Origin of the sequence: Kitasatospora sp. NPDC096204, from assembly GCF_044763205.1 — a bacterium.
Lineage (GTDB): Bacteria > Actinomycetota > Actinomycetes > Streptomycetales > Streptomycetaceae > Kitasatospora.
The window spans coordinates 74619-99562 of record NZ_JBIWFT010000008.1 but is presented as its reverse complement, the minus strand read 5'-3'; the positions used below and the strand labels follow the sequence as shown (position 1 = coordinate 99562).

The window sequence follows — 24944 nt, the reverse complement described above, 5'->3', positions numbered from 1 at the left end:
TCGATCCCCGCCGACCGCTAGACCGCTTCGAGGATGTCGATCACGAAGACCAGGGTCGAGTTCGCGGGCACCGAGCCCTGCGCCTTGTCCTGGTAGCCGAGCGCCGGCGGCACCACCAGCAGGACCCGGCTGCCGACGTTCTGCCCGACCAGGCCCTTGTCCCAGCCCTCGATCACGCTGCCGGTGCCGATCTGCACCGCCTGGGCTCCGCCGTGCGTCCAGGAGGAGTCGAACTGCTGGCCGTTGGCCCACAGCACCCCGGTGTACTGCACCACCAGGGTCTGCCCGCTCTTGACCTGCTTGCCCTCGCCCTTGATCAGCACCGCCTGCTGGAGCTCGTTCGGCGGGGCCTGCCCGGCCGGGATCGTGATCGTCGCCGGGGCCTTGCCGTTGTCCTTGACCTGCGGCATCGTCGCGGGCAGCTCGGTCATCGTCCCGCTCAGCGTGGAGTCCGGCGGCAGGCTCTCCATGATGTCCAGCACGAACACCACCGTGTCGCCCTTGTTGACGCCCAGCTGGGTGGAGCCCTGCTCGCCGAAGGCCGCCGCCGGCGGGGCCACCACCAGCAGCCGGGAGCCCACCTTCTTGCCGATCACGCTCTGGTCCAGCGCCGGCACCAGCTGTCCGCTGCCGGCCTGGTAGAGCTGCGGCTTGCCGTTGGCGTCGTACGAGCTGGGCAGGTCCTTGCCGGTGGTCCAGTCCTTGGCGGTGTAGTTGACCGTCACCCAGTCGCCCTTGTTGACGGTCGCCCGCTCGCCCTCGGTGACCGTGTTCACCACGAACTGGCCGCTGGGCTGCTGGCCCTCGGGGATGGTGATGGTGGCCTTGCTGCCGTACCCGCCACCCGAAAGGGTGGGCATCGGTGACGCCTCGCTGACCGGCGCCGGCACCGTCGGGGCGGCGCTCGCCGTGGTCGGCGTCGCCGGGCCGGCCGCCGGGGGGGAACTGCTGCAGGCGACCGCGAGCAGCAGCGGCAGGGTGAGAAGCAAACCGGCGGTGCGGCGCACGGTGGTCCTAACTGTCGGTCGAAGTCGGCTCTCCTGACTCGACGGACAGCGTATGCCCGGCACGCGTCCGGCCCCGGTAGACACCACCGGGGCCGGACGCCTCCTTGATCACAGCATTTTGGTCACCCTGAGTGACCGTTCGGCCTCAGTGGGTTCACATCCCCGCGATCAGCTTCTCCACCCGCTCGTCCACCGAACGGAACGGGTCCTTGCACAGCACCGTGCGCTGGGCCTGGTCGTTCAGCTTCAGGTGCACCCAGTCCACCGTGAAGTCCCGGCGCTGCTCCTGCGCCCGGCGGATGAAGTCCCCGCGCAGCCGCGCCCTGGTGGTCTGCGGCGGGATCGACTTGGCCTCGAAGGTCCTGAGGTCGGTGGTCACCCGCTGCGCCTGGCCCTTGCCCTGGAGCAGGTAGAACAGGCCGCGGCGACGGTGGATGTCGTGGTACGCGAGGTCGATCTGCGCCACCCGCGGGTTGGACATGCTCATCTGGTGCTTCTCGCGGTAGCGCTCGATGAGCTTGTACTTCATGATCCAGTCGATCTCCTGGGCCACCCCGTCCAGCCGCTCGGTGCGGACGGCCTCCAGGGTGCGGCCCCACAGGTCGAGCACCCGGGCGACCGTCCCGGTGTTGATGCCCTTGCGGTCCGCGAACTCCAGGGCCTTGGTGTAGTACTCCTCCTGGATGTCCAGCGCGCTGGCCTCCCGGCCGTTGGCGAGCCGCACCTGATGGGTGCCGGTGAGGTCGTGGCTGACCTCGCGGATCGCCCGGATCGGGTTCTCCAGGGTGAGGTCGCGCATCACCACGCCGGCCTCGATCAGCCGCAGCACCAGGTCGGTGGAGCCGACCTTGAGCAGCGTGGTGGTCTCGGACATGTTGGAGTCGCCGACGATCACGTGCAGCCGGCGGTAGCGCTCGGCGTCCGCGTGCGGCTCGTCCCGGGTGTTGATGATCGGTCGCGAGCGGGTGGTGGCGGAGCTGACGCCCTCCCAGATGTGCTCGGCCCGCTGGCTGACGCAGTACACCGCGCCGCGCGGGGTCTGGAGCACCTTGCCCGCGCCGCAGATCAGCTGGCGGGTGACCAGGAACGGGATCAGCACGTCGGCCAGCCGGGAGAACTCGCCGTGCCGGGCCACCAGGTAGTTCTCGTGGCAGCCGTAGGAGTTGCCGGCCGAGTCGGTGTTGTTCTTGAAGAGGTAGACGTCCCCCGCGATGCCCTCCTCGTGCAGCCGCCGCTCGGCGTCCACCAGGAGCCCTTCGAGGATGCGCTCGCCGGCCTTGTCGTGCGTCACCAGCTCGACGACGTCGTCGCACTCGGGGGTGGCGTACTCGGGGTGGGAGCCCACGTCGAGGTACAGGCGGGCGCCGTTGCGCAGGAAGACGTTGCTGCTGCGCCCCCAGGAGACGACCCGGCGGAACAGGTACCGCGCCACTTCGTCCGGCGACAGCCGCCGCTGCCCGCGGAACGTGCAGGTCACGCCGTACTCGTTCTCCAGCCCGAAAATCCGGCGGTCCATGAGCACTCCATTCTCTGTCGGAGCTGTCCGAAACCGCCTCCACGACGACTGGGCCGCCGCAGGGGCACCGGAGTCCCGTACGGGCGGCAGGCCGCCGTACGGGACTCCGCAGGAACTGCTACACCGGCGTGCCGTCCGCCGGGTTGTCCTCGTCGTCCGCCTCGGCGGACTGGTCACCGTCGAGCAGCCGGCCCAGCTGGTTGCCCAGGATCCGCTTGAACTTGCGCTGCTGGAACCGCTGGCGGTCGAGGACCGCGACCTCCAGCTGCTCCGTCGTGAGGCTGCGCGGGCTGCCGCCGCTGGGGTCCCGGGCGAGCGAGTCCACGGCGAGCCTCACCGCCTCGGTGAGGCTCATGCCGGCCCGGTGGCGCTGGCCCAGGTAGTTGCCGATCGAGTCGGCGTTGCCGCCGACCACCACGTAGTTCTTCTCGTCGACGACCGAGCCGTCCGGCGTGAGCCGGTAGATCTGGTCGTTGTCGGAGGTGCGGCCGACCTCGGCCACGATCAGCTCGACCTCGTACGGCTTCTCGCCGACCGAGGAGAAGATGGTGCCCAGGGTCTGGGCGTACACGTTGGCCAGGCCGCGGGCGGTGACGTCGGCCCGGTCGTAGGAGTAGCCGCGCAGGTCGGCGTAGCGGACGCCGCCGATGCGCAGGTTCTCGAACTCGTTGTAGCGGCCGACCGCCGCGAAGGCGATCTTGTCGTAGATCTCGGAGACCTTGTGGAGCGCCCTGGAGGTGTTCTCCGCGACGAAGACGATGCCGTCGGCGTAGGTGAGCACGACCACGCTGCGACCGCGGGCGATGCCCTTGCGGGCGTACTCCGCGCGGTCCGCCATGGCCTGCTGGGGTGAGACGTAGAACGGTGTCGACACCGGCGGTCGTCCCTTTCCTGTGAGGGGGTGGCTAGATCAGCGGGGCCTGCGGGCCGTTGGGCCGGGTCAGGCGCTCGTCGGTGATGGCCACGGCGACCTCCGTGACCTCCGCCTCGGTGAGCCGGCGGAAGCCGTCCTCGGTGATCAGCGAGACGATCGGGAAGATCTTGCGGGCGAGGTCGGGACCGCCGGTGGCGGAGTCGTCGTCCGCGGCGTCGTACAGCGCCTGGACGACCATGGTGACGGCCTGGTCGGCCGTCAGGTCCTCGCGGAAGAGCTTCTTCATCGAGCCGCGGGCGAAGACCGAGCCCGAGCCGGTGGCGGTGAAGCCGCGCTCCTCGGAGCGCCCGCCGGTGACGTCGTAGTTGAAGATCCGGCCGCGGCCGAGGTCCAGGTCGTAGCCGGCGAACAGCGGCACCACCGCGAGGCCCTGCATCGCCATGCCCAGGTTGCCCCGGATCATGGTGGTGAGCCGGTTGGCCTTGCCCTCCAGGGAGAGCGTGGTGCCCTCGATCTTCTCGTAGTGCTCCAGCTCCAGCTGGAACAGCCGGACCATCTCGATCGCGAGGCCCGCGGTGCCGGCGATGCCGACCGCGCTGAACTCGTCGGCCGGGAACACCTTCTCCATGTCGCGCTGGGCGATCACGTTGCCCATGGTCGCCCGCCGGTCACCCGCGATCACCACGCCGCCGTCGAAAACCGCGGCCACGATCGTGGTCCCGTGCGGGGCCTCGACCATGACGCCCTCGGGGAGCCCGCGGCGGCCGGGGAGCAGTTCCGGCTGGTGGTCGGCGAGGAAGTCGATGAAGGACGACGACCCCGGGGTCAGGAAGGCGGCCGGCAGACGCCCGGTGCCGCGAGTGTTGGCTTCCACACGATTCCTTCCAGGTAGCTTGAAGCGCGCGCTGCCCGCACCCTACCCGTCCGACGATCACCGTGAACGCGTGGAGGGGCCGGTGCCGGACGGCCGGGCGGTGTTCTCCGCCCGGCCGCCGGGGACGATCGCGACCGTGAATTCCGGAATGCCCGGGGCCGGACTATTGCCCGCCCTTCTGGACGAATCCCCGAACGAAATCCTCCGCATTGGATTCGAGGACCTCGTCGATTTCGTCCAGCACCGCGTCGACGTCGTCACTCAGCTTTTCCTGGCGCTCCTTGAGGTCGTCGGAATTCTGGCTTTCCGCGGCCTGCTCCTCGACCTCCTCGGAGGAACGGTTCGCCCGCTGCTGGCCGCCGCCGGTGTCCTTGCTCGCCATTTCCCTCACCCCGCTCGATTCGTCTGGCACGGTTCGGTCGTTGCTTGCTGCACCGACCCTATACACAAGGTGCGACTGCTGCTCCCGGTTTGCCGGTGGCGCTTCCTGTCCAACACCCGCTGCCACCCCGGATGATTCCCATTCGGCGGACGTTCACCCATGGTGATCGAAAAGTTACCCGCCGGACAGCACCCGGAGCAGGTCCTCGGCCGTGCGGCAGCGGTCCAGCAGCTCCTTGACGTGGTTGCGGGTGCCGCGCAGCGGCTCCAGGGTGGGTACCCGCTGCAGGGAGTCCCGTCCGGGCAGGTCGAAGATCACCGAGTCCCAGGAGGCCGCCGCGACGTGCTCCGCGTACTGCTCCAGGCAGCGCCCGCGGAAGTACGCCCTGGTGTCCTCCGGCGGCTTGGAGACGGCCCGCTCGACCTCGTCCTCGGTGAGCAGCCGCTCGAACCTGCCGCGCGCCACCAGACGGTTGTAGAGGCCCTTCTCGGGCCGTACGTCGCTGTACTGGAGGTCGACCAGGTGCAGCCGCGGGTTGTCCCACTGCAGGGCGTCCCGGCTGCGGTAGCCCTCCAGGATCTCCCGCTTGGCGATCCAGTCCAGCTGCCGGGAGAGCGACATCGGGTCGCGCTCCAGCCGGCCCAGGACGTCCTCCCAGCGCGCCAGCACGTCCACCGTCTGCTCGTCCGCGTCGGTGCCGAAGCGGTCCTCGACGTACTTGCGGGCCAGCTCGAAGTACTCCAGCTGGAGCTGGACGGCGGTGAGCTTGCGCCCGTTGCGCAGGGTGATCAGGTGCTTGAGCGTCGGGTCGTGGGAGACCCGGTGCAGGGTGCGCACCGGCTGGTCGACGGCGAGGTCCGCGGCGATGAACGAGTCCTCGATCATCGACAGGACCAGCGAGGTGGTGCCCAGCTTGAGGTAGGTGGAGATCTCGGAGAGGTTGGCGTCCCCGATGATCACGTGCAGCCGGCGGTATTTCTCGGCGTCGGCGTGCGGCTCGTCCCTGGTGTTGATGATCGGGCGCTTGAGCGTCGTCTCCAGGCCCACCTCGACCTCGAAGTAGTCCGCCCGCTGACTGATCTGGAAGCCGTGCGCCGAGCCGTCCTGGCCGATGCCGACCCGGCCGGCGCCGGTGACCACCTGGCGGGAGACGAAGAACGGGGTGAGGTGGCGGACGATGTCGGCGAACGGTGTCGCCCGCTTCATCAGGTAGTTCTCGTGGGTGCCGTAGGAGGCGCCCTTGTTGTCGGTGTTGTTCTTGTACAGGTGGATGTTCTGGCCGTTGGGCAGCTCCAGCGCGCGCTGCGCGGCCGCCGCCATGATCCGCTCGCCGGCCTTGTCCCAGAGCACGGCGTCACGCGGGTTGGTCACCTCGGGCGAGCTGTACTCGGGGTGCGCGTGGTCCACGTAGAACCGGGCCCCGTTGGTGAGGATGACGTTGGCGAGGCCGATGTCCTCGTCGGTCAGCTGGCTGGCGTCCGCGACCTCGCGGGCCAGGTCGAACCCCCGTGCGTCGCGCAGCGGATTCTCCTCCTCGAAGTCCCAGCGGGCCCGCCGTGCCCGGTGCATCGCCGCCGCGTACGCGTTGACGATCTGGGACGAGGTGAGCATGGCGTTGGCGTTGGGGTGCCCGGGCACGGAGATCCCGTACTCGGTCTCGATGCCCATCACGCGCCGTACGGTCATGCGGCCCTCCTTGCCCGGTGCACCGCCCCCGACGGGCGGAGCACGCTGACGTACCGCCGAACAACACCGGCCGGGCCTCTGCCCGCGGACGGTGGGTCGAGCCTAGAACCCGGCGCCGAGCGGCGGGCCCGGAGACGCGCCGTCCGGCTGTGGGGCCGCGAGGCGCCACAGCCGGACGGGGTGCGTACAGCTCCGGGGACCGCTGCCGGCCCGGACAACCGCGTGCTTACAGGTACTGCCCCGTGTTGGCGACAGTGTCGATCGAGCGGCCGGACTCGGCGCCCTGCTTGCCGGTGACCAGCGTGCGGATGAAGACGATCCGCTCGCCCTTCTTGCCGGAGATGCGGGCCCAGTCGTCCGGGTTGGTGGTGTTCGGGAGGTCCTCGTTCTCCTTGAACTCGTCCACGCAGGCGGCGAGCAGGTGGGAGACGCGCAGACCGCGCTGACCGTGGTCGAGGAAGTCCTTGATGGCCATCTTCTTCGCCCGGTCGACGATGTTCTGGATCATCGCGCCGGAGTTGAAGTCCTTGAAGTACAGGACCTCCTTGTCACCGTTGGCGTAGGTGACCTCCAGGAAGCGGTTCTCCTCCGTCTCGGAGTACATCCGCTCCACGACCGACTGGATCATCGCGGCCACCGTGGTCTCGACGGAGCCGTCGTGCTCCTTGAGGTCGTCCGGGTGGAACGGCAGCGAGTCCTTGAGGTACTTGGAGAAGATGTCCTTCGCGGCCTCGGCGTCCGGGCGCTCGATCTTGATCTTGACGTCCAGGCGGCCGGGCCGCAGGATCGCCGGGTCGATCATGTCCTCGCGGTTCGAGGCGCCGATGACGATGACGTTCTCCAGGCCCTCCACGCCGTCGATCTCGGCGAGCAGCTGCGGGACGATGGTGTTCTCCACGTCCGAGCTGACCCCGGAACCGCGGGTGCGGAACAGGGACTCCATCTCGTCGAAGAAGACGATGACGGGCGTGCCCTCGCCCGCCTTCTCCCTGGCCCGCTGGAAGACCAGCCGGATCTGCCGCTCGGTCTCGCCCACGTACTTGTTGAGCAGCTCGGGGCCCTTGATGTTGAGGAAGTAGCTCTTCCCCTGGGGGCGGCCGGTGACCTCGGCGACCTTCTTCGCCAGCGAGTTGGCGACCGCCTTGGCGATCAGCGTCTTGCCGCAGCCGGGCGGGCCGTAGAGCAGCACGCCCTTGGGCGGGCGCAGCTCGTACTCCTTGAAGAGGTCGGCGTGCAGGTAGGGCAGCTCGACCGCGTCGCGGATCTGCTCGATCTGGTTGCTCAGGCCGCCGATCTGGCGGTAGTCGATGTCCGGGACCTCCTCGAGGACCAGCTCCTCGACCTCGGACTTCGGCACGACCTCGAACACGTAGCCGGAGCGGGGCTCCAGCAACAGGGCGTCCCCGGCCCGGATGGTCATCCCGCGCAGCGGCTCGGCGAGGCGCACCACGCGCTCCTCGTCGGTGTGACCGAGGACCAGGGCGCGCTCGCCGTCCTCCAGGAGCTCCTTGAGGGTGACGATCTCGCCGATGTTCTCGAAGGCCATCGCGTCCACGATGTTGAGGGCCTCGTTGAGCATCACTTCCTGGCCGCGCCGCACCTCGTCGAGGGCGACGTTGGGACTGACGTTCACGCGGAGCTTGCGCCCCCCGGTGAAGATGTCCGCGGTGCCGTCCTCGTTCGCGTCGAGGAAGGTGCCGAAGCCGGCCGGGGGCTGTGCGAGCCGGTCCACTTCCTCCTTGAGGGCCACGATCTGGTCGCGGGCCTCGCGCAGGGTGGAGGCGAGCCGTTCGTTCTGGGCGGTCACGCCCGCCAGGTTGGTCTGGAGCTCGACGATCCGCTCTTCGAGGATCCTCGAATTGCGCGGCGAGTCGGCGAGCTTGCGGCGCAACACGGCGATTTCCTGCTCAAGGTACGAGACCTGAGCGGCCTCGTCGGAACCACGAGCGGGCCTGCCGGTGCTGCGGTTGTAGTCGTCATCGTGGGCTGCCACGGTCCTCACCTCCTCCGGGGAGCTGGACGCTTCCAGACCCTACCTGGGACCAGGGGTCCGTAAACCCCTAGATCAAGAAAGATGGAACGGGCGTGTCCGATCTTCGCCCCAGCGCGCTTCCCCTCTGCTAAGGGGGATACCCACCGCGCACCACCCAAAGCGGGCCAGATGTATCGTCGAGCGAAGTGATATCCGATCGCGACCACAACTCGAGGTCCGATCGTTGTACGAATGGCGGGATTGCTCCAGGAATAGGGGCGACCCGGGACAGAAACGGCAGGGGACCATGTCGGTGACCGAGCAGACGGCGGCAGCGGCCGAGGAGCTGGAGGTGTGGATCGACCAGGATCTGTGCACCGGCGACGGCATCTGTGCGCAGTACGCACCCGAGGTCTTCGAGCTCGACATCGACGGGCTGGCCTACGTGAAGGGGCCGGACGACGAGCTGCGCCAGCAGCCCGGGGAGACCGCCCCGGTGCCGCTGACGATCCTTCAGGACGTGGTGGACTCGGCGAAGGAGTGCCCCGGCGACTGCATCCACGTGCGCCGGGTCGCCGACCGGGTCGAGGTGTACGGGCCGGACGCGGAGTAGCCGGGTCCGCGGTGTCCGCGGCGTAGTCGGTCCGTCACACGGCGGAGACCGGGGCGGCGGTCTGGGAGCGTTCCCAGCCGCCGCCCCGGTGCGTCCAGGTGAGGTCGACCGAGATGTCCGGCCGGAACCGCGGCACGTCCTCGCTCGAATACCCCTGCGCGTGGCCGGTGATGGCGCCGTCCGACCTCACCGCGAGCCGGCTCACGGTGAGGTTCTCGCGTTCGGCGAGCAGGGTGGCCACCACCTCGGGGCGCTCGCCCGGGCCGAAGCCGAGCAGGAAGACGGCGTCCGGCGGGGTGCCGGTCTCGGCGGCGCAGTGCGCGGTGACCACCGTGCCGGGGCGGCCGTCACCGAGCCGCGCGGGCACGGCCAGCGTCGTCTTGACCGGGAACGGACCGCAGTCCAGCGGGAGTTGAGCCCGGGCCGGGTCGGGGGCGGCGGTCGCGGCGAGGGCCTTGGGGGTCTCGTGGGCGGGCACCGGGGTGCCGGTCGCCGGGGAGGCGGCCAGCGCGGCCCCCACCACCGCGCCGCAGCCGGCCAGGGCGACGGCCCAGTGCCAGGGGGCGGTGCGCGCGTGTCCGGGCCCGGAACGGCCCCGCGGTGTCCGCTGTCCAGTCGTCGCCGTCGTCGTCCCGACCGCGGTCTCCACCAGGCGTCCCCTCCAGGGCTCCACAAGCCGCTCTGCGTGAGCGAGCATCGTCCCACACCGTGTTCGGCGGCATGCGAAAGGGGTGGTGCGAGCACGGTGCTCGCACCACCCCTTCTCGGTGGGTCCGGGTCAGCCCAGGTCGGGCTGGTCCGCGTCCGTGGCGCGGACGGCCTTGCGGGCCGCGGCGCGCTCCTGGAGGGTGGGCTCGGGCGCCCCGTTGTCGTAGTCCTCGCCGTACGCGCCCTTGGCCGGGCGGCGGCGGCGCAGCGGCGGCTCCACGCCGTCCGCCAGGCGGCGGGCGGTGAGCAGGAAGCCGGTGTGGCCGATCATCCGGTGGTCCGGGCGGACGGCCAGGCCCTCCAGGTGCCAGGTGCGGACCATGGTCTCCCAGGCCTGCGGCTCGGTGAAGGTGCCGTGCTCGCGCAGCGCCTCGACGGTCTTGGACATCTGCGTGGTGGTGGCCACGTAGCAGCAGATGAGGCCGCCGGGGACGAGCGCCTTGGAGGCGACGTCCAGGCACTCCCAGGGGGCCAGCATGTCCAGGATGACGCGGTCGACGTCGGTCTCGACCAGGTTGTCCTGGAGGTCGCCGACGGTGAGCTTCCACGCCGGGTGCGGGCCACCGAAGTAGCGCTCGACGTTCCCCTGGGCGATGTCGGCGAAGTCCTGCCGACGCTCGTACGAGGCCAGCAGGCCCTGCTCGCCGACGGCGCGCAGCAGGTACGTGCTGAGCGCGCCCGAGCCGACACCCGCCTCGACCACGCGGGCGCCCGCGAAGATGTCGGCCATCGCCAGGATCTGCCCCGCGTCCTTGGGGTAGATCACGGCGGCGCCGCGCGGCATGGACAGGACGTAGTCGGGGAGCAGGGGGCGCAGCGCGAGGTACGGGACGTTCCCCGTGGTGCGCACGACCGTGCCCTCGGGAGCGCCGATCAGCTCGTCGTGCGGGAACGCACCCTTGTGGGTGTGGAACTGGTTCCCGGCCTGGAGCGTGAACGTGTAGTGGCGACCCTTGGGGTCGGTCAGCTGGACCTGGTCCCCGACCTGGAAGGGCCCGCGTCGGCGGGCGGCACCGGTCGGTTCGGACATGCCGACAATCCTAAGGGAAGCGGACCGGCCCGCGGGACGCGGGTGATCGTCGGCCGGTCGGTCAGCGGCCGGTGAGGGCGGCGGTCAGCCGCTGCTCGATGTCGCTGAGCGCGGCGACGCCGTACACCCGGCCGTCCGACTCGACCACCAGGTACTCCCCCGCCGGCGTGGCCTGGACGGCCCGCAGCAGGTCCTCACCGCCGAGGTCGGCGTCCAGCCGCATGCCGGGTTCGAGGTCGCGGGCGAGCGGTCCGACGGCCACCCAGGGGCGGCGGTGCTCGGGCACCGAGCGGACGGCGGACTCGCGCACCAGGGCGATCGGCTCGCCCCGGCCGTCGACCACGATCACCGCGCCGGCCTGGGCCTCGCGGGCGCGCCGCAGCGCCTCGCCGAGCGGGGTGTCGGCGGTGACCTCGACGGCCCGCCGGGCCAGCTCGCGCAGCCGCAGGCCGGGCAGCACCTCCTTGAGCCGGGCGTTGCGCAGGCTGCCGGTGGCGCCGTTCCAGATGATCGCGGCGAGCACCGCGGCCAGCACCGCGTCCACCAGGGTGTCGGTCGTGGTGCGCTCGACCCCGCGGGAGGCGCTGAGCAGCGGCAGGCCGATCAGCACGGCGACGGCCAGCCCGCGGCCGACCCAGGCGGCGGCCACCGTGCCGGCCATCGGCTTGCCGGTGACCGCCCAGACGAGCGCGCGCAGCATCCGGCCGCCGTCCAGCGGCAGGCCGGGCAGCAGGTTGAAGGCGGCGACCACCAGGTTGGAGACCATCAGGCCGGTGAGCAGCACCCCGGGCACGGTGGACGGCTCCACCGCCCGCACGGCGAGGTAGAACACGCCGCCGAGCGCCAGCGAGAGCAGCGGGCCGACGAAGGCCAGCCAGAACTCCCGCCAGGGGCGCTCCGCCTCGTTCTCGATCTCGGAGACCCCGCCGAAGAACTGGAGCTGGATCCGCCGCACTCCCAGCCGGTAGCGCAGCGCGACCAGGGTGTGGGCGAGCTCGTGCACCAGGACGGAGGCGTAGAAGGCGACCGCGAAGAAGAACGCGACCAGGTAGCGGGCACCGCCGAGGTCGGGCAGCACGTCGCCCAGCTGTCCGCCGAACACCCAGGTGATCAGCGCGGCGATGACGAACCAGGAGGGGGTGACGTAGACGGGCACGCCGAAGGGCCGGCCCATCAGGATGCCGCTGCGGCGGTCGGGCGGCGGCCCGGCCGGGCGCCCGTCGCCCGCCTGCGGTGGCTGGTCGGAGGACTGCTGCCCCCTGCTGTCGCTCACCGTGATCCCTTCGGTCGTCTCCCCCGTCGTGCCCGGTGCGCCCACGCTACGTGATCGTGGCCCTCCGGCGCTGCGCGGCCCTGCTTCCAGCTTCCTACCCACTCTCGGCGGCCGTGGCAGCACCGTGGCAGCGGGATGACGGCGAAGGGCAATAGGGTCGTAGCCATGCAGCACACCGAGACCAGCAGTGCCACCGCGCGACCGGCGGCACCCCCGACCGGGCTCTCCCCGTCCCGAGCGGGGGACTTCCTCACCTGTCCCCTGCTGTACCGGCTGCGGGTGATCGACCGGCTGCCCGAGCCGCCGAGCTCGGCGGCGACCCGGGGCACGCTGGTGCACGCGGTGCTGGAGCGGCTCTTCGACAGCCCTGCGGCCGAGCGGACGCCGGAGCGGGCGCTGGGCCTGCTGCGCCCGCAGTGGGAGCGGCTGCTGGGCGAGCGCCCGGAGCTGGGCACGCTGTTCCCGGACGACCCGGACGGTGCGGCGCTGACCCGCTGGCTGGCGGACGCCGAGAAGCTGGTCGGCCAGTGGTTCCGGCTGGAGGACCCGACCCGGCTGCACCCGGTGGAGCGGGAGCTCTACGTGGAGACGGCGCTGGATTCGGGACTGCTGCTGCGCGGCTACATCGACCGGGTGGACGTCGCCCCGACCGGCGAGGTCCGGCTGGTGGACTACAAGACCGGCCGCGCGCCCTCGCGGGACTTCGAGGGCAAGGCGATGTTCCAGATGAAGTTCTACGCCCTGGTGGTGTGGCGCTGGAAGGGCGTGATCCCCAAGCGCCTCCAGCTGGTCTACCTCGGTGGCGGCGGGGACGTGGTCAGCTACGACCCGGACCAGGCGGACCTGCTGGCGGTGGAGCGCAAGCTCCTGGCGCTGTGGGAGCGGATCGGCCACGCGGTGGCCACCGGGGACTTCCCGGCCACCCGCAACCGCCTCTGCGACTGGTGCGACCACCAGGCCAGCTGCCCGGAGTTCGGCGGCACCCCGCCGCCGTACCCGCTGCCGGTAGCCCGTACGTCGGACGAGAGCGATCCCACGGGGGATCCGATGAGCAAGGAGTCCTAGGTGACGATCCGAGTGCTGCTGGTCGACGACCAGCCGTTGCTGCGCACCGGTTTCCGGATGATCCTGGAGGCCGAGTCCGACCTGGTGGTGGTCGGCGAGGCCGGCGACGGCCAGCAGGCGCTGGACCAGGTGCGGGCGCTGCAGCCCGACGTGGTGCTGATGGACATCCGGATGCCCAGGATGGACGGCGTCGAGGCGACCCGCCGGATCGCCGGCCCGGGGCGGGACGGCCCGGCGAAGGTGCTGGTGCTGACCACCTTCGACCTCGACGAGTACGTGGTGGAGGCGCTGCGCGCGGGCGCCAGCGGCTTCCTGCTGAAGGACGTCCCGGCCGAGGAGCTGGTGCAGGCGATCCGGGTGGTCGCGGACGGCGCGGCGATGCTGGCGCCGAGCATCACCCGCCGGCTGCTGGACATGTACGCCACCAAGCTGCCCTCGGGCGACGAGGCGCCGCCGCAGGCGCTGGGCGCGCTGACGGAGCGCGAGCTGGAGGTGCTGAAGCTGGTGGCGCGCGGGCTGTCGAACGCGGAGATCGCGGCCGAGCTGTTCGTCAGCGAGACGACCGTGAAGACGCACGTGGGCCACGTGCTGACCAAGCTGCAGCTGCGCGACCGGGTGCAGGCGGCCGTGTACGCCTACGAGAGCGGGCTGGTGCGCCCCGGCGCCCTGTAGCGGTTCCGGCGGCCCCCGGGACCTCCTGGGGGCCGCGGAAACGTCACGGCGGCCCGCCCGCTCCCCGTACCGACGGGGATGCGGGCGGGCCGCCGTGCTGCGGGCGCTACTTGTTGGTCCGGCTGATCTCCCAGAAGCGGAAGTAGCCGGTGGTGTCGACGGTGGACTCGACGCCGGTGACGTACGAGCGGGCCGCGAAGAAGGACTTGTTCTGGTACAGCGGGATCAGCGGCACGTTCTCGGCCTCGATCGCCTGGATCTGCGCGTAGGTGGAGGCCGCGGCGCTGCGGTCGGTCTGCTTGAGGCCCTCCGGCACCAGCCGCCCGCTGATCCGCGGGTCGTCCCAACCGTGGTGGTACGCGCCGCCGTTGATCAGCAGCGGGGCGAGGTAGTTGTCCGGGTCCGGGTAGTCGGCGAACCAACCGATGACGTACGCCTGGTACTTGCCCTCGGTCCAGCCCTTGCGGTACGAGTCCCAGTCCGGCTCCTGGACGAGCGTCACCTGGAAGAGGCCGCCGGTCTCCAGCTGCTTCTTCAGCGTCTCGGCCTCGTTGCTGCCGGCCCGCGAACGGGACCAGGTGAGGGTGAACTTGACCGGGGTCTGGATCTTGGCGTCGGCCAGGATCTTCTTGGCCTTGTTCACGTCCTGGTCGCCGTAGCGGTCGAAGAAGGCCGTGGTGTGGCCGGGCAGGCCGGCCGGGACCATGGAGTAGAGCGCCTGGACGGTGCGGGCGAAGACGTCGCGGGCCAGCGCCTTGCGGTCCATCATCTGGGCGACGGCCTGGCGGACGGCGACGTTGCTCATCAGCGGGTCCTTGGTGTTGAGGACCAGCGAACGGGTGTCGTTGCTGTCGCCCTCGGTCACCTGGAGGTCGGTCTTGCCGCCCTGCTGGTCGGAGCGGACCTGGGCGGCGGTGTTCGGCTCCAGGCTGTTGTCGGTGAGGTCGATCTCGCCCTTGTCCAGCGCCGCCTTGAGGTCCTCCGACTTGTCGAAGAACCGCACGGTGAACTTGTTGTTCCGCAGCTTGGCCTCGCCGCCGTACTTGTCGTTGGCCGACATCACGACCTTGCCCAGCTGCTTGCCGCCGCTCAGGTTCTCGACCGCGTCGAAGCGGTACGGGCCGGAGCCGATCAGCTTGTCGTTCGGGACGACCTTGTCCGCGGGGTAGACCTGGTGGTCCACGATGGCGCCGACCGGGCTCGCCAGCTTGGCCGGCAGGGTGGCGTCGGGCGTGGAGAGGTGGAAGATCACCTCGTTGTCGCCCTTGGCCTCGACGGACTTGATCGAGTCGAGCAGCTCGACCGGACCGGTCTGGTCGTTGATCTTCTTGGTGCGCTCGATCGAGAAGACCACGTCCTGGGCGGTCAGCGGGTGACCGTTGGAGAACTTCTGGCCGGGCTTCAGGGTGCAGTGGTACTCGGTGGCCTCGGCGCTGGTGAACTCGCAGGACTGCGCGGCGTCCGGGGACGGCGAGCTGGCCGCGGCCTGGAAGGTGAGCAGCGACTGGAAGGTGTTGCGCAGCAGCAGCCAGGAACCGGCGTCGTAGGCGGCCGCCGGGTCCAGGACACCGGTCAGCTGACTGGTGCCCATGGTGATCGACTTGCCGCCGTCCCCCTTGACCACGTCGGTCACCGATCCGCAGCCCGCCACCGACACGGCGACCAGGCCGGCGCAACCGAGTACTGCCAGGCGTTCAGCTGAAGTCTTCACGAGGCGCGTCCTTTTGGGTGGCACGAACTGGAGTAGCGTGCCACATCGAACACGTACGACCGATACCCGCGCTGATGACGTTTGGGACACGGCGGTTCAGGGCATCACGGCGCGCCCGACGAGTTGTCAGCCATTGCCCGTTTTCTCCCCCGGCGACTTCGACCCGGAGGCCCGTCGGGCCGTTTACCGGCCGGTAAGGCCGGGTCGCAATGAGACGACAATCACACCCGAGAGGCGACCAGGGAGCGCAGCAGATCGAGGTCGACCTGCTCCAGCGACGGCAGCACCAGCCGCCCCGGAGCCGGCTCGATCGCCGCCACCGAGGGCACCGCGATCACCGGGCAGCCGGCCGCCTCGCCCGCCCGCACGCCGGTCGGGGTGTCCTCGATCACCACGCAGCGGGCCGGCTCCGCGCCGAGCCGCCGGGCGGCCTCCAGGTACGGGTCGGGGAAGGGCTTGGTGCGCGGCACCTCGTCCCCGCCGATGGTGAAGGCGAAGTGGTGGGCGCCCAGCGAGCGCAGCACGATGTCGATCACGTGCCGGTGCGAGGCGGACACCATGGCGGCCGGGATCCCGTGCGCGGCAAGGGTGTTGAGCAGCCGCTCGGCACCCGGCATGAGCGGCACGCCGCCGGCCAGCAGGTCGACGAAGCGCTGGTTGACCAGCACGCCCAGGTCCGCCGGCGCGATGTCCGCGCCGGTCCTGGCGACCAGGTACTCCATCACCCTGGTCATCGGGCCGCCAACCACGTGGGCGCGGTCCGCCTCGTCCAGCTCGTGGCCCAGCTCGGCGAAGAGCGAGGCCTCGGCCTGCCACCAGAAGTCCTCGGTGTCCACCAGCGTCCCGTCCATGTCCAGCAGCACCGCCTGGAGCCCGCGGTCGTCCCCGTGGTCGAGGATGCGCGTGGCGGTGGAGCTGGTCGTCATGGCGGGGGTCCTTCCGGCAGGCCCGGAGCGTCTCCGGGGAAGGCACGGGCCGGCCCGCAGGTGAGCGGACCGGCCCGTTCAGGATCATCAAGGATACGCCCGCTTCGTCCGGAAAGAGCGAACGCAACGGAAACCGGGAGTTACCGGGCGTTGAAGTACTTCGCCTCCGGGTGGTGGATCACGATCGCGTCGGTGGACTGCTCCGGGTGGAGCTGGAACTCCTCGGAGAGCACCACGCCGATCCGCTCCGGCTTCAGCAGCTCGGCGATCTTGGCCCGGTCCTCCAGCTCGGGGCAGGCCCCGTAGCCGAGCGAGAAGCGGGCGCCGCGGTACTTGAGCGCGAACATGTCCTTGACGTCCTGCGGGTCCTCGCCGGAGAAGCCCAGCTCGTAGCGGACCCGCGCGTGCCAGAACTCGGCCAGCGCCTCGGCCAGCTGCACCGAGAGGCCGTGCAGCTCCAGGTAGTCCCGGTAGGAGTTGCCGGCGAACAGCTCGTTGGCCGCCTCGGAGATCCGGTTGCCCATGGTGACCACCTGGAGGCCCACGACGTCCCGCACCCCGGCCTCCTCCGGGCGGAAGAAGTCGGCCAGGCAGAGCCGGCGGCCGCGCCGCTGGCGCGGGAAGGTGAAGCGGGTGCGCTCGGTGCCGTCCTCGTGGAAGACGATCAGGTCGTCGCCCTTGGAGTTGGCCGGGTAGTAGCCGTAGACCACGGCGGCCTCCAGCCAGCCCTCGGTCTGCAGGCGGTCCAGCCAGGCCCGCAGCCGCGGCCGGCCCTCGGTCTCCACCAGCTCCTCGTAGGACGGCCCGTCACCGGCGCGGGAGGCCTTCAGCCCCCACTGCCCCTTGAACAGCGCGTCCTCGTCCAGCCAGGAGGCGTAGTCCGCGAACGGGATGCCCTTGACGATCCGGTCGCCCCAGAACGGCGGCACGGGCACGGTGTTGTCGACGGCGACGTCGGAGCGGATCTGGCCGAGGTTGACCTCGGGCTCCGGCTCCTCCACCTCGACCCGGGCGTGCCGGCGCTGCTTGAGCTCCGGCAGGGTCGCGCCGGGCACGCCGCGCTTGACCGCGATCAGCGCGTCCATCAGCCGCAGGCCCTCGAAGGCGTCCCGGGCGTAACGGACCTCGCCCTCGTAGATCTCGTGCAGGTCCTGCTCGACGTAGGCGCGGGTGAGCGCGGCGCCGCCGAGGATCACCGGGAAGCTGGCGGCCAGCTTGCGCTGGTTCAGCTCCTCCAGGTTCTCCTTCATGATCACGGTGGACTTCACCAGCAGGCCGGACATCCCGATGACGTCCGCGTTGTGCTCCTGCGCGGCGTCCAGGATCGCCGAGACCGGCTGCTTGATGCCCAGGTTGACCACGTTGTAGCCGTTGTTGGACAGGATGATGTCGACCAGGTTCTTGCCGATGTCGTGGACGTCGCCCTTGACGGTGGCGAGCACGATGGTGCCCTTGCCCTCGCTGTCGGACTTCTCCATGTACGGCTCCAGGTGGGCCACCGCGGTCTTCATCACCTCCGCGGACTGGAGCACGAACGGCAGCTGCATCTGGCCGGACCCGAAAAGCTCGCCGACCACCTTCATGCCGGCCAGCAGGGTGTCGTTGATGATCTCCAGCGCCGGGCGGACGGTCAGCGCCTCGTCCAGGTCGGCCTCCAGGCCGCCCCGCTCACCGTCGATGATCCTGCGCTGCAGCCGCTCCTCCAGCGGGAGCGCGGCCAGTTCCTCGGCCTTGGAGGCCTTCACCGACGCGGCGGAGACGCCCTCGAACAGCTCCAGCAGGCGCTGCAGCGGGTCGTAGCCGTCCCGGCGGCGGTCGTAGACCAGGTCGAGGGCGGCCTCGCGCTGGTCCTCGGGGATGCGGGAGATCGGCAGGATCTTGGAGGCGTGCACGATCGCCGAGTCCAGGCCGGCTTCCACGCACTCGTGCAGGAAGACGGAGTTGAGCACCACCCGGGCGGCCGGGTTGAGGCCGAAGGAGATGTTGGACAGGCCGAGGGTGGTCTGCACCTTCGGGTGGCGGCGCTTGAGCTCGCGGATCGCCTCGATGGTCTCGATGCCGTCCCGGCGGGACTCCTCCTGACCGGTGGCCAGGGTGAAGGTGAGGCAGTCGACCAGGATCGAGCCCTCGTCGATGCCGTAGTCGGCGGTGAGTTCGGCGATCAGCCGCTCGGCGATCGCGACCTTGGTGTCGGCGGTACGGGCCTGGCCCTGCTCGTCGATGGTCAGCGCGATCAGGCCTGCGCCGTGCTCACGGGCCAGCGAGGCGATCCTCCCGAAGCGCGAGTCGGGGGCGTTGCCGTCCTCGTAGTTGACCGAGTTGAGCACCGCGCGGCCGCCGAGCGCCTCCAGACCGGCCTGCAGCACCGGCGGCTCGGTGGAGTCCAGCACGATCGGCAGGGTGGAGGCGGTGGCCAGCCGGCCGGCGATCTCCTTCATGTCGGCGACGCCGTCGCGGCCGACGTAGTCGACGCAGAGGTCCAGCAGGTGGGAGCCGTCCCGGATCTGGTCGCGGGCGATCTCCACGCAGGCCTGCCAGTCGCCGGCCAGCATCGACTCGCGGAACTTCTTCGAGCCGTTGGCGTTGGTGCGCTCGCCGATCGCCAGGTACGAGGTGTCCTGACGGAACGGCACCGCCTGGTACAGCGAGGCCGCCGAGGGCTCGGGCCTGGGGTCGCGCGGGGCGATCGGGCGGCCCTGGACCCGCTCGACCACCTGGCGCAGGTGCTCGGGGGTGGTGCCGCAGCAGCCGCCGACCAGCGAGAGCCCGTACTCGCGGGTGAACACGTCGTGGGCGTCGGCCAGTTCGGCCGGGGACAGCGGGTAGTGGGCGCCGTCCTTGCCGAGCACCGGCAGGCCCGCGTTCGGCATGCAGGACAGGCCGATCCGGGCGTTCTTGGCCAGGTAGCGCAGGTGCTCGCTCATCTCGGCCGGGCCGGTCGCGCAGTTGAGGCCGATGTAGTCCACGCCCAGCGGCTCCAGCGCGGTGAGCGCGGCGCCGATCTCCGAGCCGAGCAGCATGGTGCCGGTGGTCTCCACCGTCACCTGCACCAGCACCGGCAGGTCCAGCCCGGCCTCGGCCAGCGCCCGCTTGGAGCCCAGGATCGCGGCCTTGGTCTGCAGCAGGTCCTGGCTGGTCTCGACCAGCAGCGCGTCGGCGCCACCGGCGATCAGGCCGGCCGCGTTCCGCCGGAAGCCCTCGCGCAGCGTCTCGTACGGGGCGTGGCCGAGGGTCGGCAGCTTGGTGCCGGGGCCGATCGAGCCGAGCACCCAGCGGGTGCGGCCGTCGGCGGCGGCGTGGGCGTCGGCCACCTCGCGGGCGATCCGGGCGCCGGACTCGGACAGCTCGAAGATCCGCTCCGCGATCTCGTACTCGCCGAGGGCGCTGAAGTTGGCGCCGAAGGTGTTGGTCTCCACGCAGTCCACGCCGACCCCGAAGTAGGCCTCGTGGACGGACCGGACGATGTCCGGGCGGGTGATGTTGAGGACCTCGTTGCAGCCTTCGAGGTTCTGGAAGTCCTCCAGCGTCGGATCCTGCGCCTGGAGCATGGTGCCCATGGCACCGTCGGCGACCACCACTCGGGTGGCGAGGGCCTCACGCAGTGCGTTCGCACGGCTCTGCTGAGTGATGGACGGGGTGGCTGCTGTGGCCATGGGGCTTCTCCCTGGTGCGACGGCTGTCGGCTTTGCGAGCCCGCTTGGTCGGGCACGCACGTGGCCAGGGTATCCGGCCCACGGGTCGGCCCGCCGGGGCATTCCGTATCCTGAGCGCTCGAACGCAAGGGGGGAGCGAGCGCGTGGCCGGATTCCGGACCTCCGCGCGGCGTGCCGGCCGGGCCCTGACGGCCCCGTTCCGCGCGCTGCGCGACCGCTGGCGGGCCTGGTCCAGGTGGCGGCGGGCACTGCTGGTACTGACCCTGGTGGCGGCCGTGCCGGCCGCCGCGCTGGGCTCGGTGTTCGTGGTGTTCCGACTGCACTACACCGGCACGCCCGCCGCCGACGCCCGCACCCGGGGGCGGGACGCGCTCTGGCTCGGCCACGCCTGGGTGGACGGCCGCAAGACGGAGGCGGACGTGGCCGAGCTGGGCCGGCAGCTGGCCGGCACCGGCATCCGGGACCTCTACGTGCACACCGGCCCGCTGGAGCACGACGGCTCGCTGCCGCCCTCCGTCCACCCCCGGGCCCGCTGGTTCACCGACACCGCGCACCGGGAGCTGCCCGGCGTCCGGGTGCAGAGCTGGCTGGGTGACGAGGTCAAGCCGGAGAAGGACGCCCTGGACCTGGAGGACGGCCCCACCCGCGACCGGGTCACCGCCTCCGCCCGCCAGGTGCTGGACCTCGGCTTCGACGGCGTGCACTTCGACATGGAGCCGATCCGCCCCGGTTCGGCGGGCTGGCTGGCGCTGCTCGACCAGGTCCGGCCGGTCACCGCGGCCCGCGGCGCCAAGCTGTCGGTGGCGGCCCCGCAGATCGACCCCGTCCCCGGACTGCACACGGCCGGCATCCTGCTCACCGGCCACGGCAAGTGGTGGGACCGGGCGTACTTCACCGAGACCGCCCGCCGGGTCGACCAGATCGCGGTGATGAGCTACGACACCTCGATGCCCACCGAGCCGCTGTACGGCGGCTACGTCGCCCGACAGACCGAGCTCGCCCTGCGGGCCACCCCGGCCGGCGTGGACCTGCTGATGGGCCTGCCGTTCTACTGGGACGACAAGTGGGGCCACCGGGGTGACGCCGAGACCGTCCGGGCCGCCGTCCGGGGCGTGCGGCTCGGCCTGGGCCGGGAGGACCGGCGGCGGGCCGACTTCGGCGTCGCGCTGTACGTGGACTTCGCCGCGCTGCCCGAGCACTGGGCGGCGTACCGCGAGGGCTGGGCGACGGCGGGGCAGGGCGGGTAGCGCCTCCCCGGCGGACCGCGCGGTCGGGCGGCCGTCACGCCGCGTCGCCGATCGAACACCCTTCGCCCTCGCCGGACACCTGACGGACCGTCGGCCCGGACCCCGCCGATATCCGGTGGATCGCGGCGGTCCGCTCCCCCAGACTGTCCCGGTGCCCGGCCGTGGTGCGCATCAAAGCCCGTAGGCTGGGCAGGTAGGGACCATGGGGCGAGGCGTTCCATGGGAGACGAGAGGTTCGACAGTCGGCAGCCGGCCCGTCGGCGCCCCGGCAGGCCAGCCGGGGCGGCGCAGGTCCGACCGCCGACCGGAGGGAGACGCTGGGTGATCGAGCTGGAAGATGTTCCCGAGTTGATCGACCCGGTGATGGTCTGCGCGTTCGAGGGCTGGAACGACGCGGGCGACGCCGCGTCCGCGGCTCTGGCGCACCTGGACGAGACCTGGGGCGGCAAGGTGTTCGCCGCCCTGGACGCGGAGGACTACTACGACTTCCAGGTCAACCGGCCCACGGTCTGGCTGGACGGCGGCATCCGCCGGATCACCTGGCCGACCACCCGGCTCTCGGTGATCCGGGTGACGGAACCGACGACCAGGGACGTCGTGCTGGTCCGCGGCATCGAGCCGAGCATGCGCTGGCGCTCGTTCTGCAACGAGCTGCTGGGCGTCGCGCACGAGCTGGGCGTCGAGCTGGTGGTGATCCTGGGCGCGCTGCTCGGCGACACCCCGCACAGCCGTCCGGTGCCGGTCAGCGGCGTCACCTCCGACCCCGAGCTGGCCCGCCGGCTGGACCTGGAGGAGAGCCGCTACGAGGGCCCGACCGGCATCGTCGGGGTGCTCCAGGAGGCCTGCACCCACGCCGGGGTGCCGGCCGTGACGCTCTGGGCGGCGGTGCCGCACTACGTCTCGCAGCCGCCGAACCCCAAGGCGACGCTGGCCCTGATCAACAAGCTGGAGGACCTGCTGGACCTGCGCATCCCGCCGGGCGAGCTCGGCGAGGACGCCCGGGCCTGGCAGATCGGCGTGGACCAGCTGGCCGCCGAGGACAGCGAGGTGGCCGAGTACGTCCAGCAGCTGGAGGAGGCGCAGGACACCGCGGAGCTGCCGGAGGCCTCCGGCGACGCCATCGCCCGCGAGTTCGAGCGCTACCTGCGCCGCCGGGAGAACGTCGGGCCGACGGGCGAGAAGCCGGTGGCCGGGCACGCCACGGCGGAGCGCCCTGCCGATCCGGAGACGCCGGGCGGCGGCGCCCGGGAGGGCCAGGACGGCGCCGAGGAGGAGTGACCTCCGTACGGCCGAAGGGGCGTCAGGACCAGGTGTCCTGACGCCCCTTCGGCGTGTGGTGCGGGTGCGGGTTACAGCGCGACGCCGAGCAGGGCGTCCACGGTGCGGGTCACCAGGCCGGGAGCGCCGGTGTCGGTGCCGCCCTCGGCCTCCTGGCCGGCCGCCCAGCGGTCGACCGCGGCCAGCGCGGCGGGCGTGTCCAGGTCGTTCGCGAGCGCCTCGCGCACCTCGGCGAGCAGCCGCTCGGCCGACGGGCCGTCCGGGCGGGAGACCGCGGCACGCCAGCGGGCGAGACGCTCGACGGCCTCGTCCAGGGTGCTCTTGGTCCACTCCCAGTCCGCGCGGTAGTGGTGCGAGAGCAGCGCCAGGCGGATCGCCGCCGGGTCGACGCCCTCACGGCGCAGCGCCGAGACGAAGACCAGGTTGCCGCGGGACTTGGACATCTTGTGGCCGTCCAGGGCGACCATCCCGGCGTGCACGTACGCCTTGGCGTACGGGTGGGTGCCGGTGGCGACCTGGGCGTGCGCGGCGCCCATCTCGTGGTGCGGGAAGGAGAGGTCGCTGCCGCCGCCCTGGATGTCGAAGGACATGCCGAGGTACTGCAGCGCGATGGCGACGCACTCGATGTGCCAGCCGGGGCGGCCGTGGCCGAGCTCGGTGTCCCAGGCGGGCTCGCCCGGGCGGGCGGCCAGCCAGAGCAGGGCGTCCAGCGGGTTGCGCTTGCCGGGGCGCTCCGGGTCGCCGCCGCGCTCGGCGAAGACCGGGCGCATGGCCTCGCGGGTGAGACCGGAGACCTCGCCGAAGCGCGGGTCGGCGTCGACCGAGAAGTAGATGTCACCGTCCACCTTGTAGGCGGCGCCGGAGGCCAGCAGCTTCTGGACGATCGGGACGATCCACGGGATCGACTCGACGGCGCCGATGTAGTGGGCCGGCGGGAGCATCCGCAGCGCGGTCATGTCCTCGCGGAACAGGGCCGTCTCGCGCTCGGCCAGGGCGGTCCAGTCCTGGCCGGTCTCGACCGCGCGGGCGAGCAGCGGGTCGTCGACGTCGGTGACGTTCTGGATGTACAGGACGTCGTGGCCGGCGTCCTTCCAGACGCGCTGCACCAGGTCGAACGCGTTGTAGGTGGCGGCGTGGCCCATGTGGGTCGCGTCGTAGGGCGTGATGCCGCAGACGTAGATCCGGGCGGTGCCGTCCTGCGGCACCACCTCGCGGACCGTGCCCGCTGCGGTGTCGTGGATACGGAGGGGGAGCCCCTGACCAGGCAGGGCGGGAACCTCGGAGGCGGGCCAGGCATGCATGGAAACAACTTTAACCTTGCGAACATTTGAAAGCCTAACCAGTACGAAAGATCGACTGGATTCGCTTCCCGGCGTTGCCCGACTGTTTCCCGACTGGTATTGCACGGAACCGGCGGGCGTGACGCCCGTGCCGTACGGGGCCTGCCGTGCCGTACGGGACCGGCGCCGGGCACGGGTGAGCGCCCGGTCGGCCCTGCCGCCGACCGGGCGCCCGGCGCCCCCGGGGGACGCGGTCGGAGCCGCTACGACCGCTGCCAGAGGGCCGGCACGTTCGGCGGCTCCCAGCCCACCATGGCGGTGTGCGCCTGGAGGCAGGTGTAGGAGACGCCGGAGTAGGTGACGCGGTCGCCCGCCTGGTACGAGGTGCCCGCGGCCCAGGTCCCGCCCGGCGGCGGGGTGCTGGGCCCGCCGGTCGGGGTGGGGGTGGGGCTCGGCGTGCCGGGGGTCTGCGGGACGTCCAGCACGAAGTCGAAGCTCGCCTCGCGGGTCTGGCCGTTCTGGCGGACGTTCATCAGCAGCCGGGGGTCGTAGATGCTGTCCGTGCTGTTGCGCGGCTCGCCCGGGAAGTACAGCTGGGTGGTGACGATCGAGCGGCCGGGGGCCTGGAGCTTGACGTGCAGGTGCCGGGTGCGGCCCGGGTAGAGGCCGGGCACGATGGTGTCCAGCCGGTACGCGCCGTTGGCGTCGGTGAACTGGTGGCCGCGGAAGGTGTAGGTGACGTTGTCGTAGTTGCCGCCGTTGTCGGCCTGCCAGAAGTCCAGCAGCACCCCGGAGATGGGCCGGCAGGCGCGGCCGAAGACGTAGCCGCTGACGACCAGGTGGGTGCCGGGCCCGTCGTTGACCATCGAGCCGCGCAGCGGGGAGTTGGGCTTGAAGTAGGGACCCTCGATCTGCTCGACGGTGGGGGCGTCACCGTCGTGGCACTCGGGGGTGAGAGCGAGCGGTTCGCCGCTGTCGACCTGGTCCCGGGCCAGGGCCACTCCGCCGCCGACCAGCAGCGGGGCTGCCCCGAGCGCGGCGGCGGCCTTCAGGACGGTCTTGCGGCTGATCATGCCGTCGGGCGTGGGCATGCGCCGTCTCCTTCTCGTGAGGCGGGGGGGGTGGGGGCGGCCCTTGTCATGGTGGGGGCATGACAAGGGCCGGACCGATCGCCCGT

Annotated in this window: 20 protein-coding genes; 5 read left to right on the top strand and 15 right to left on the bottom strand. The window is 71.3% G+C overall.

Features of this window, described 5'->3' with window-relative positions; translation table 11 throughout:
* Nucleotides 1–17 precede the first annotated feature (17 nt).
* From ACIQ87_RS11155 to arc, 7 genes are all read right to left on the bottom strand, one after another.
* A complete protein-coding gene (locus ACIQ87_RS11155; RefSeq protein ID WP_402404837.1) occupies nucleotides 18–860 on the bottom strand; it encodes an FKBP-type peptidyl-prolyl cis-trans isomerase in 843 nt (280 codons plus the stop codon).
* A gap of 301 nt (nucleotides 861–1161) precedes the next feature.
* Entirely contained in the window at nucleotides 1162–2523 is a 1362-nt protein-coding gene (gene pafA / locus ACIQ87_RS11150; protein ID WP_402404834.1) for a Pup--protein ligase, read from the bottom strand.
* A 118-nt stretch (nucleotides 2524–2641) separates the two neighbouring features.
* Nucleotides 2642–3397, bottom strand: coding sequence for a proteasome subunit alpha (gene prcA, locus ACIQ87_RS11145; protein ID WP_402404831.1), 756 nt, complete (start codon nucleotides 3395–3397; stop codon nucleotides 2642–2644).
* Between the two features lie 31 nt (nucleotides 3398–3428).
* On the bottom strand, nucleotides 3429–4271 hold the full coding sequence (gene prcB / locus ACIQ87_RS11140) for a proteasome subunit beta (protein ID WP_402404828.1): 843 nt from the start codon (nucleotides 4269–4271) through the stop codon (nucleotides 3429–3431).
* A 163-nt stretch (nucleotides 4272–4434) separates the two neighbouring features.
* Nucleotides 4435–4653: a ubiquitin-like protein Pup gene (locus ACIQ87_RS11135; protein ID WP_188299085.1), complete on the bottom strand. Its 219-nt coding sequence runs from the start codon at nucleotides 4651–4653 to the stop codon at nucleotides 4435–4437.
* Between the two features lie 174 nt (nucleotides 4654–4827).
* The gene (gene dop, locus ACIQ87_RS11130; RefSeq protein ID WP_402404825.1) at nucleotides 4828–6339 is read right to left on the bottom strand and encodes a depupylase/deamidase Dop; all 1512 of its coding nucleotides are present in this window, start codon (nucleotides 6337–6339) and stop codon (nucleotides 4828–4830) included.
* A 226-nt stretch (nucleotides 6340–6565) separates the two neighbouring features.
* Nucleotides 6566–8332 (bottom strand): proteasome ATPase, encoded by a 1767-nt coding sequence (gene arc / locus ACIQ87_RS11125; RefSeq protein ID WP_402404822.1) that lies wholly within the window; start codon nucleotides 8330–8332, stop codon nucleotides 6566–6568.
* 286 nt (nucleotides 8333–8618) lie between these two features.
* Here arc and ACIQ87_RS11120 point away from each other — a divergent pair, with 286 nt between their 5' ends.
* Nucleotides 8619–8924, top strand: a complete 306-nt coding sequence (locus ACIQ87_RS11120; RefSeq protein ID WP_392874377.1) for a ferredoxin — start codon at nucleotides 8619–8621, stop codon at nucleotides 8922–8924.
* Nucleotides 8925–8958: 34 nt separating this feature from the next.
* On the opposite strand, the gene ACIQ87_RS11115 is transcribed toward ACIQ87_RS11120, so the two are convergent.
* From ACIQ87_RS11115 to ACIQ87_RS11105, 3 genes are all read right to left on the bottom strand, one after another.
* Nucleotides 8959–9621 (bottom strand): hypothetical protein, encoded by a 663-nt coding sequence (locus tag ACIQ87_RS11115; protein WP_402404820.1) that lies wholly within the window; start codon nucleotides 9619–9621, stop codon nucleotides 8959–8961.
* Between the two features lie 81 nt (nucleotides 9622–9702).
* Nucleotides 9703–10662, bottom strand: coding sequence for a tRNA (adenine-N1)-methyltransferase (locus ACIQ87_RS11110; protein ID WP_402404817.1), 960 nt, complete (start codon nucleotides 10660–10662; stop codon nucleotides 9703–9705).
* Nucleotides 10663–10723: 61 nt separating this feature from the next.
* On the bottom strand, nucleotides 10724–11935 hold the full coding sequence (locus ACIQ87_RS11105) for a site-2 protease family protein (RefSeq protein ID WP_402404814.1): 1212 nt from the start codon (nucleotides 11933–11935) through the stop codon (nucleotides 10724–10726).
* A gap of 165 nt (nucleotides 11936–12100) precedes the next feature.
* Between ACIQ87_RS11105 and ACIQ87_RS11100 the strand changes: the two genes are divergently transcribed.
* Together ACIQ87_RS11100 and ACIQ87_RS11095 are read left to right on the top strand one after the other, a co-directional pair.
* Nucleotides 12101–13000 carry a RecB family exonuclease gene (locus ACIQ87_RS11100; protein ID WP_402404810.1) on the top strand — a complete coding sequence of 300 codons (900 nt, stop codon included), beginning with the start codon at nucleotides 12101–12103 and terminating at the stop codon, nucleotides 12998–13000.
* Nucleotides 13001–13672, top strand: coding sequence for a response regulator transcription factor (locus tag ACIQ87_RS11095; protein WP_049650980.1), 672 nt, complete (start codon nucleotides 13001–13003; stop codon nucleotides 13670–13672).
* Between the two features lie 106 nt (nucleotides 13673–13778).
* Here ACIQ87_RS11095 and ACIQ87_RS11090 read toward each other — a convergent pair whose 3' ends face one another.
* The 3 genes from ACIQ87_RS11090 to metH all read right to left on the bottom strand — a co-directional run bounded on the left by ACIQ87_RS11090 (nucleotide 13779) and on the right by metH (nucleotide 19962).
* On the bottom strand, nucleotides 13779–15383 hold the full coding sequence (locus ACIQ87_RS11090; RefSeq protein ID WP_402404807.1) for an ABC transporter substrate-binding protein: 1605 nt from the start codon (nucleotides 15381–15383) through the stop codon (nucleotides 13779–13781).
* A 221-nt stretch (nucleotides 15384–15604) separates the two neighbouring features.
* Nucleotides 15605–16309: an HAD family hydrolase gene (locus ACIQ87_RS11085; RefSeq protein WP_402404805.1), complete on the bottom strand. Its 705-nt coding sequence runs from the start codon at nucleotides 16307–16309 to the stop codon at nucleotides 15605–15607.
* A gap of 140 nt (nucleotides 16310–16449) precedes the next feature.
* On the bottom strand, nucleotides 16450–19962 hold the full coding sequence (gene metH / locus ACIQ87_RS11080) for a methionine synthase (RefSeq protein WP_402404802.1): 3513 nt from the start codon (nucleotides 19960–19962) through the stop codon (nucleotides 16450–16452).
* 143 nt (nucleotides 19963–20105) lie between these two features.
* Here metH and ACIQ87_RS11075 point away from each other — a divergent pair, with 143 nt between their 5' ends.
* Together ACIQ87_RS11075 and ACIQ87_RS11070 are read left to right on the top strand one after the other, a co-directional pair.
* Complete coding sequence (locus tag ACIQ87_RS11075; RefSeq protein ID WP_402404799.1) at nucleotides 20106–21209, top strand: hypothetical protein; 1104 nt, start codon at nucleotides 20106–20108, stop codon at nucleotides 21207–21209.
* 321 nt (nucleotides 21210–21530) lie between these two features.
* On the top strand, nucleotides 21531–22487 hold the full coding sequence (locus ACIQ87_RS11070; RefSeq protein WP_402404796.1) for a PAC2 family protein: 957 nt from the start codon (nucleotides 21531–21533) through the stop codon (nucleotides 22485–22487).
* 71 nt (nucleotides 22488–22558) lie between these two features.
* Here ACIQ87_RS11070 and mshC read toward each other — a convergent pair whose 3' ends face one another.
* Entirely contained in the window at nucleotides 22559–23788 is a 1230-nt protein-coding gene (gene mshC, locus ACIQ87_RS11065) for a cysteine--1-D-myo-inosityl 2-amino-2-deoxy-alpha-D-glucopyranoside ligase (protein ID WP_402404794.1), read from the bottom strand.
* Nucleotides 23789–24030: 242 nt separating this feature from the next.
* Nucleotides 24031–24858 carry a carbohydrate-binding protein gene (locus ACIQ87_RS11060; protein ID WP_402404791.1) on the bottom strand — a complete coding sequence of 276 codons (828 nt, stop codon included), beginning with the start codon at nucleotides 24856–24858 and terminating at the stop codon, nucleotides 24031–24033.
* Nucleotides 24859–24944 lie beyond the last annotated feature (86 nt).

Bases quoted from the DNA above. Each gene is read 5' to 3' on its own strand.
- ACIQ87_RS11155 (WP_402404837.1), bottom strand. From the start codon at position 860: ATGCCCACCCTTTCGGGTGGCGGGTACGGCAGCAAGGCCACCATCACC.
- pafA (WP_402404834.1), bottom strand. From the start codon at position 2,523: ATGGACCGCCGGATTTTCGGGCTGGAGAACGAGTACGGCGTGACCTGC.
- ACIQ87_RS11135 (WP_188299085.1), bottom strand. From the start codon at position 4,653: ATGGCGAGCAAGGACACCGGCGGCGGCCAGCAGCGGGCGAACCGTTCC.
- dop (WP_402404825.1), bottom strand. From the start codon at position 6,339: ATGACCGTACGGCGCGTGATGGGCATCGAGACCGAGTACGGGATCTCC.
- ACIQ87_RS11120 (WP_392874377.1), top strand. From the start codon at position 8,619: ATGTCGGTGACCGAGCAGACGGCGGCAGCGGCCGAGGAGCTGGAGGTG.
- ACIQ87_RS11115 (WP_402404820.1), bottom strand. From the start codon at position 9,621: ATGCTCGCTCACGCAGAGCGGCTTGTGGAGCCCTGGAGGGGACGCCTG.
- ACIQ87_RS11110 (WP_402404817.1), bottom strand. From the start codon at position 10,662: ATGTCCGAACCGACCGGTGCCGCCCGCCGACGCGGGCCCTTCCAGGTC.
- ACIQ87_RS11100 (WP_402404810.1), top strand. From the start codon at position 12,101: ATGCAGCACACCGAGACCAGCAGTGCCACCGCGCGACCGGCGGCACCC.
- ACIQ87_RS11085 (WP_402404805.1), bottom strand. From the start codon at position 16,309: ATGACGACCAGCTCCACCGCCACGCGCATCCTCGACCACGGGGACGAC.
- metH (WP_402404802.1), bottom strand. From the start codon at position 19,962: ATGGCCACAGCAGCCACCCCGTCCATCACTCAGCAGAGCCGTGCGAAC.
- mshC (WP_402404794.1), bottom strand. From the start codon at position 23,788: ATGCATGCCTGGCCCGCCTCCGAGGTTCCCGCCCTGCCTGGTCAGGGG.
- ACIQ87_RS11060 (WP_402404791.1), bottom strand. From the start codon at position 24,858: ATGCCCACGCCCGACGGCATGATCAGCCGCAAGACCGTCCTGAAGGCC.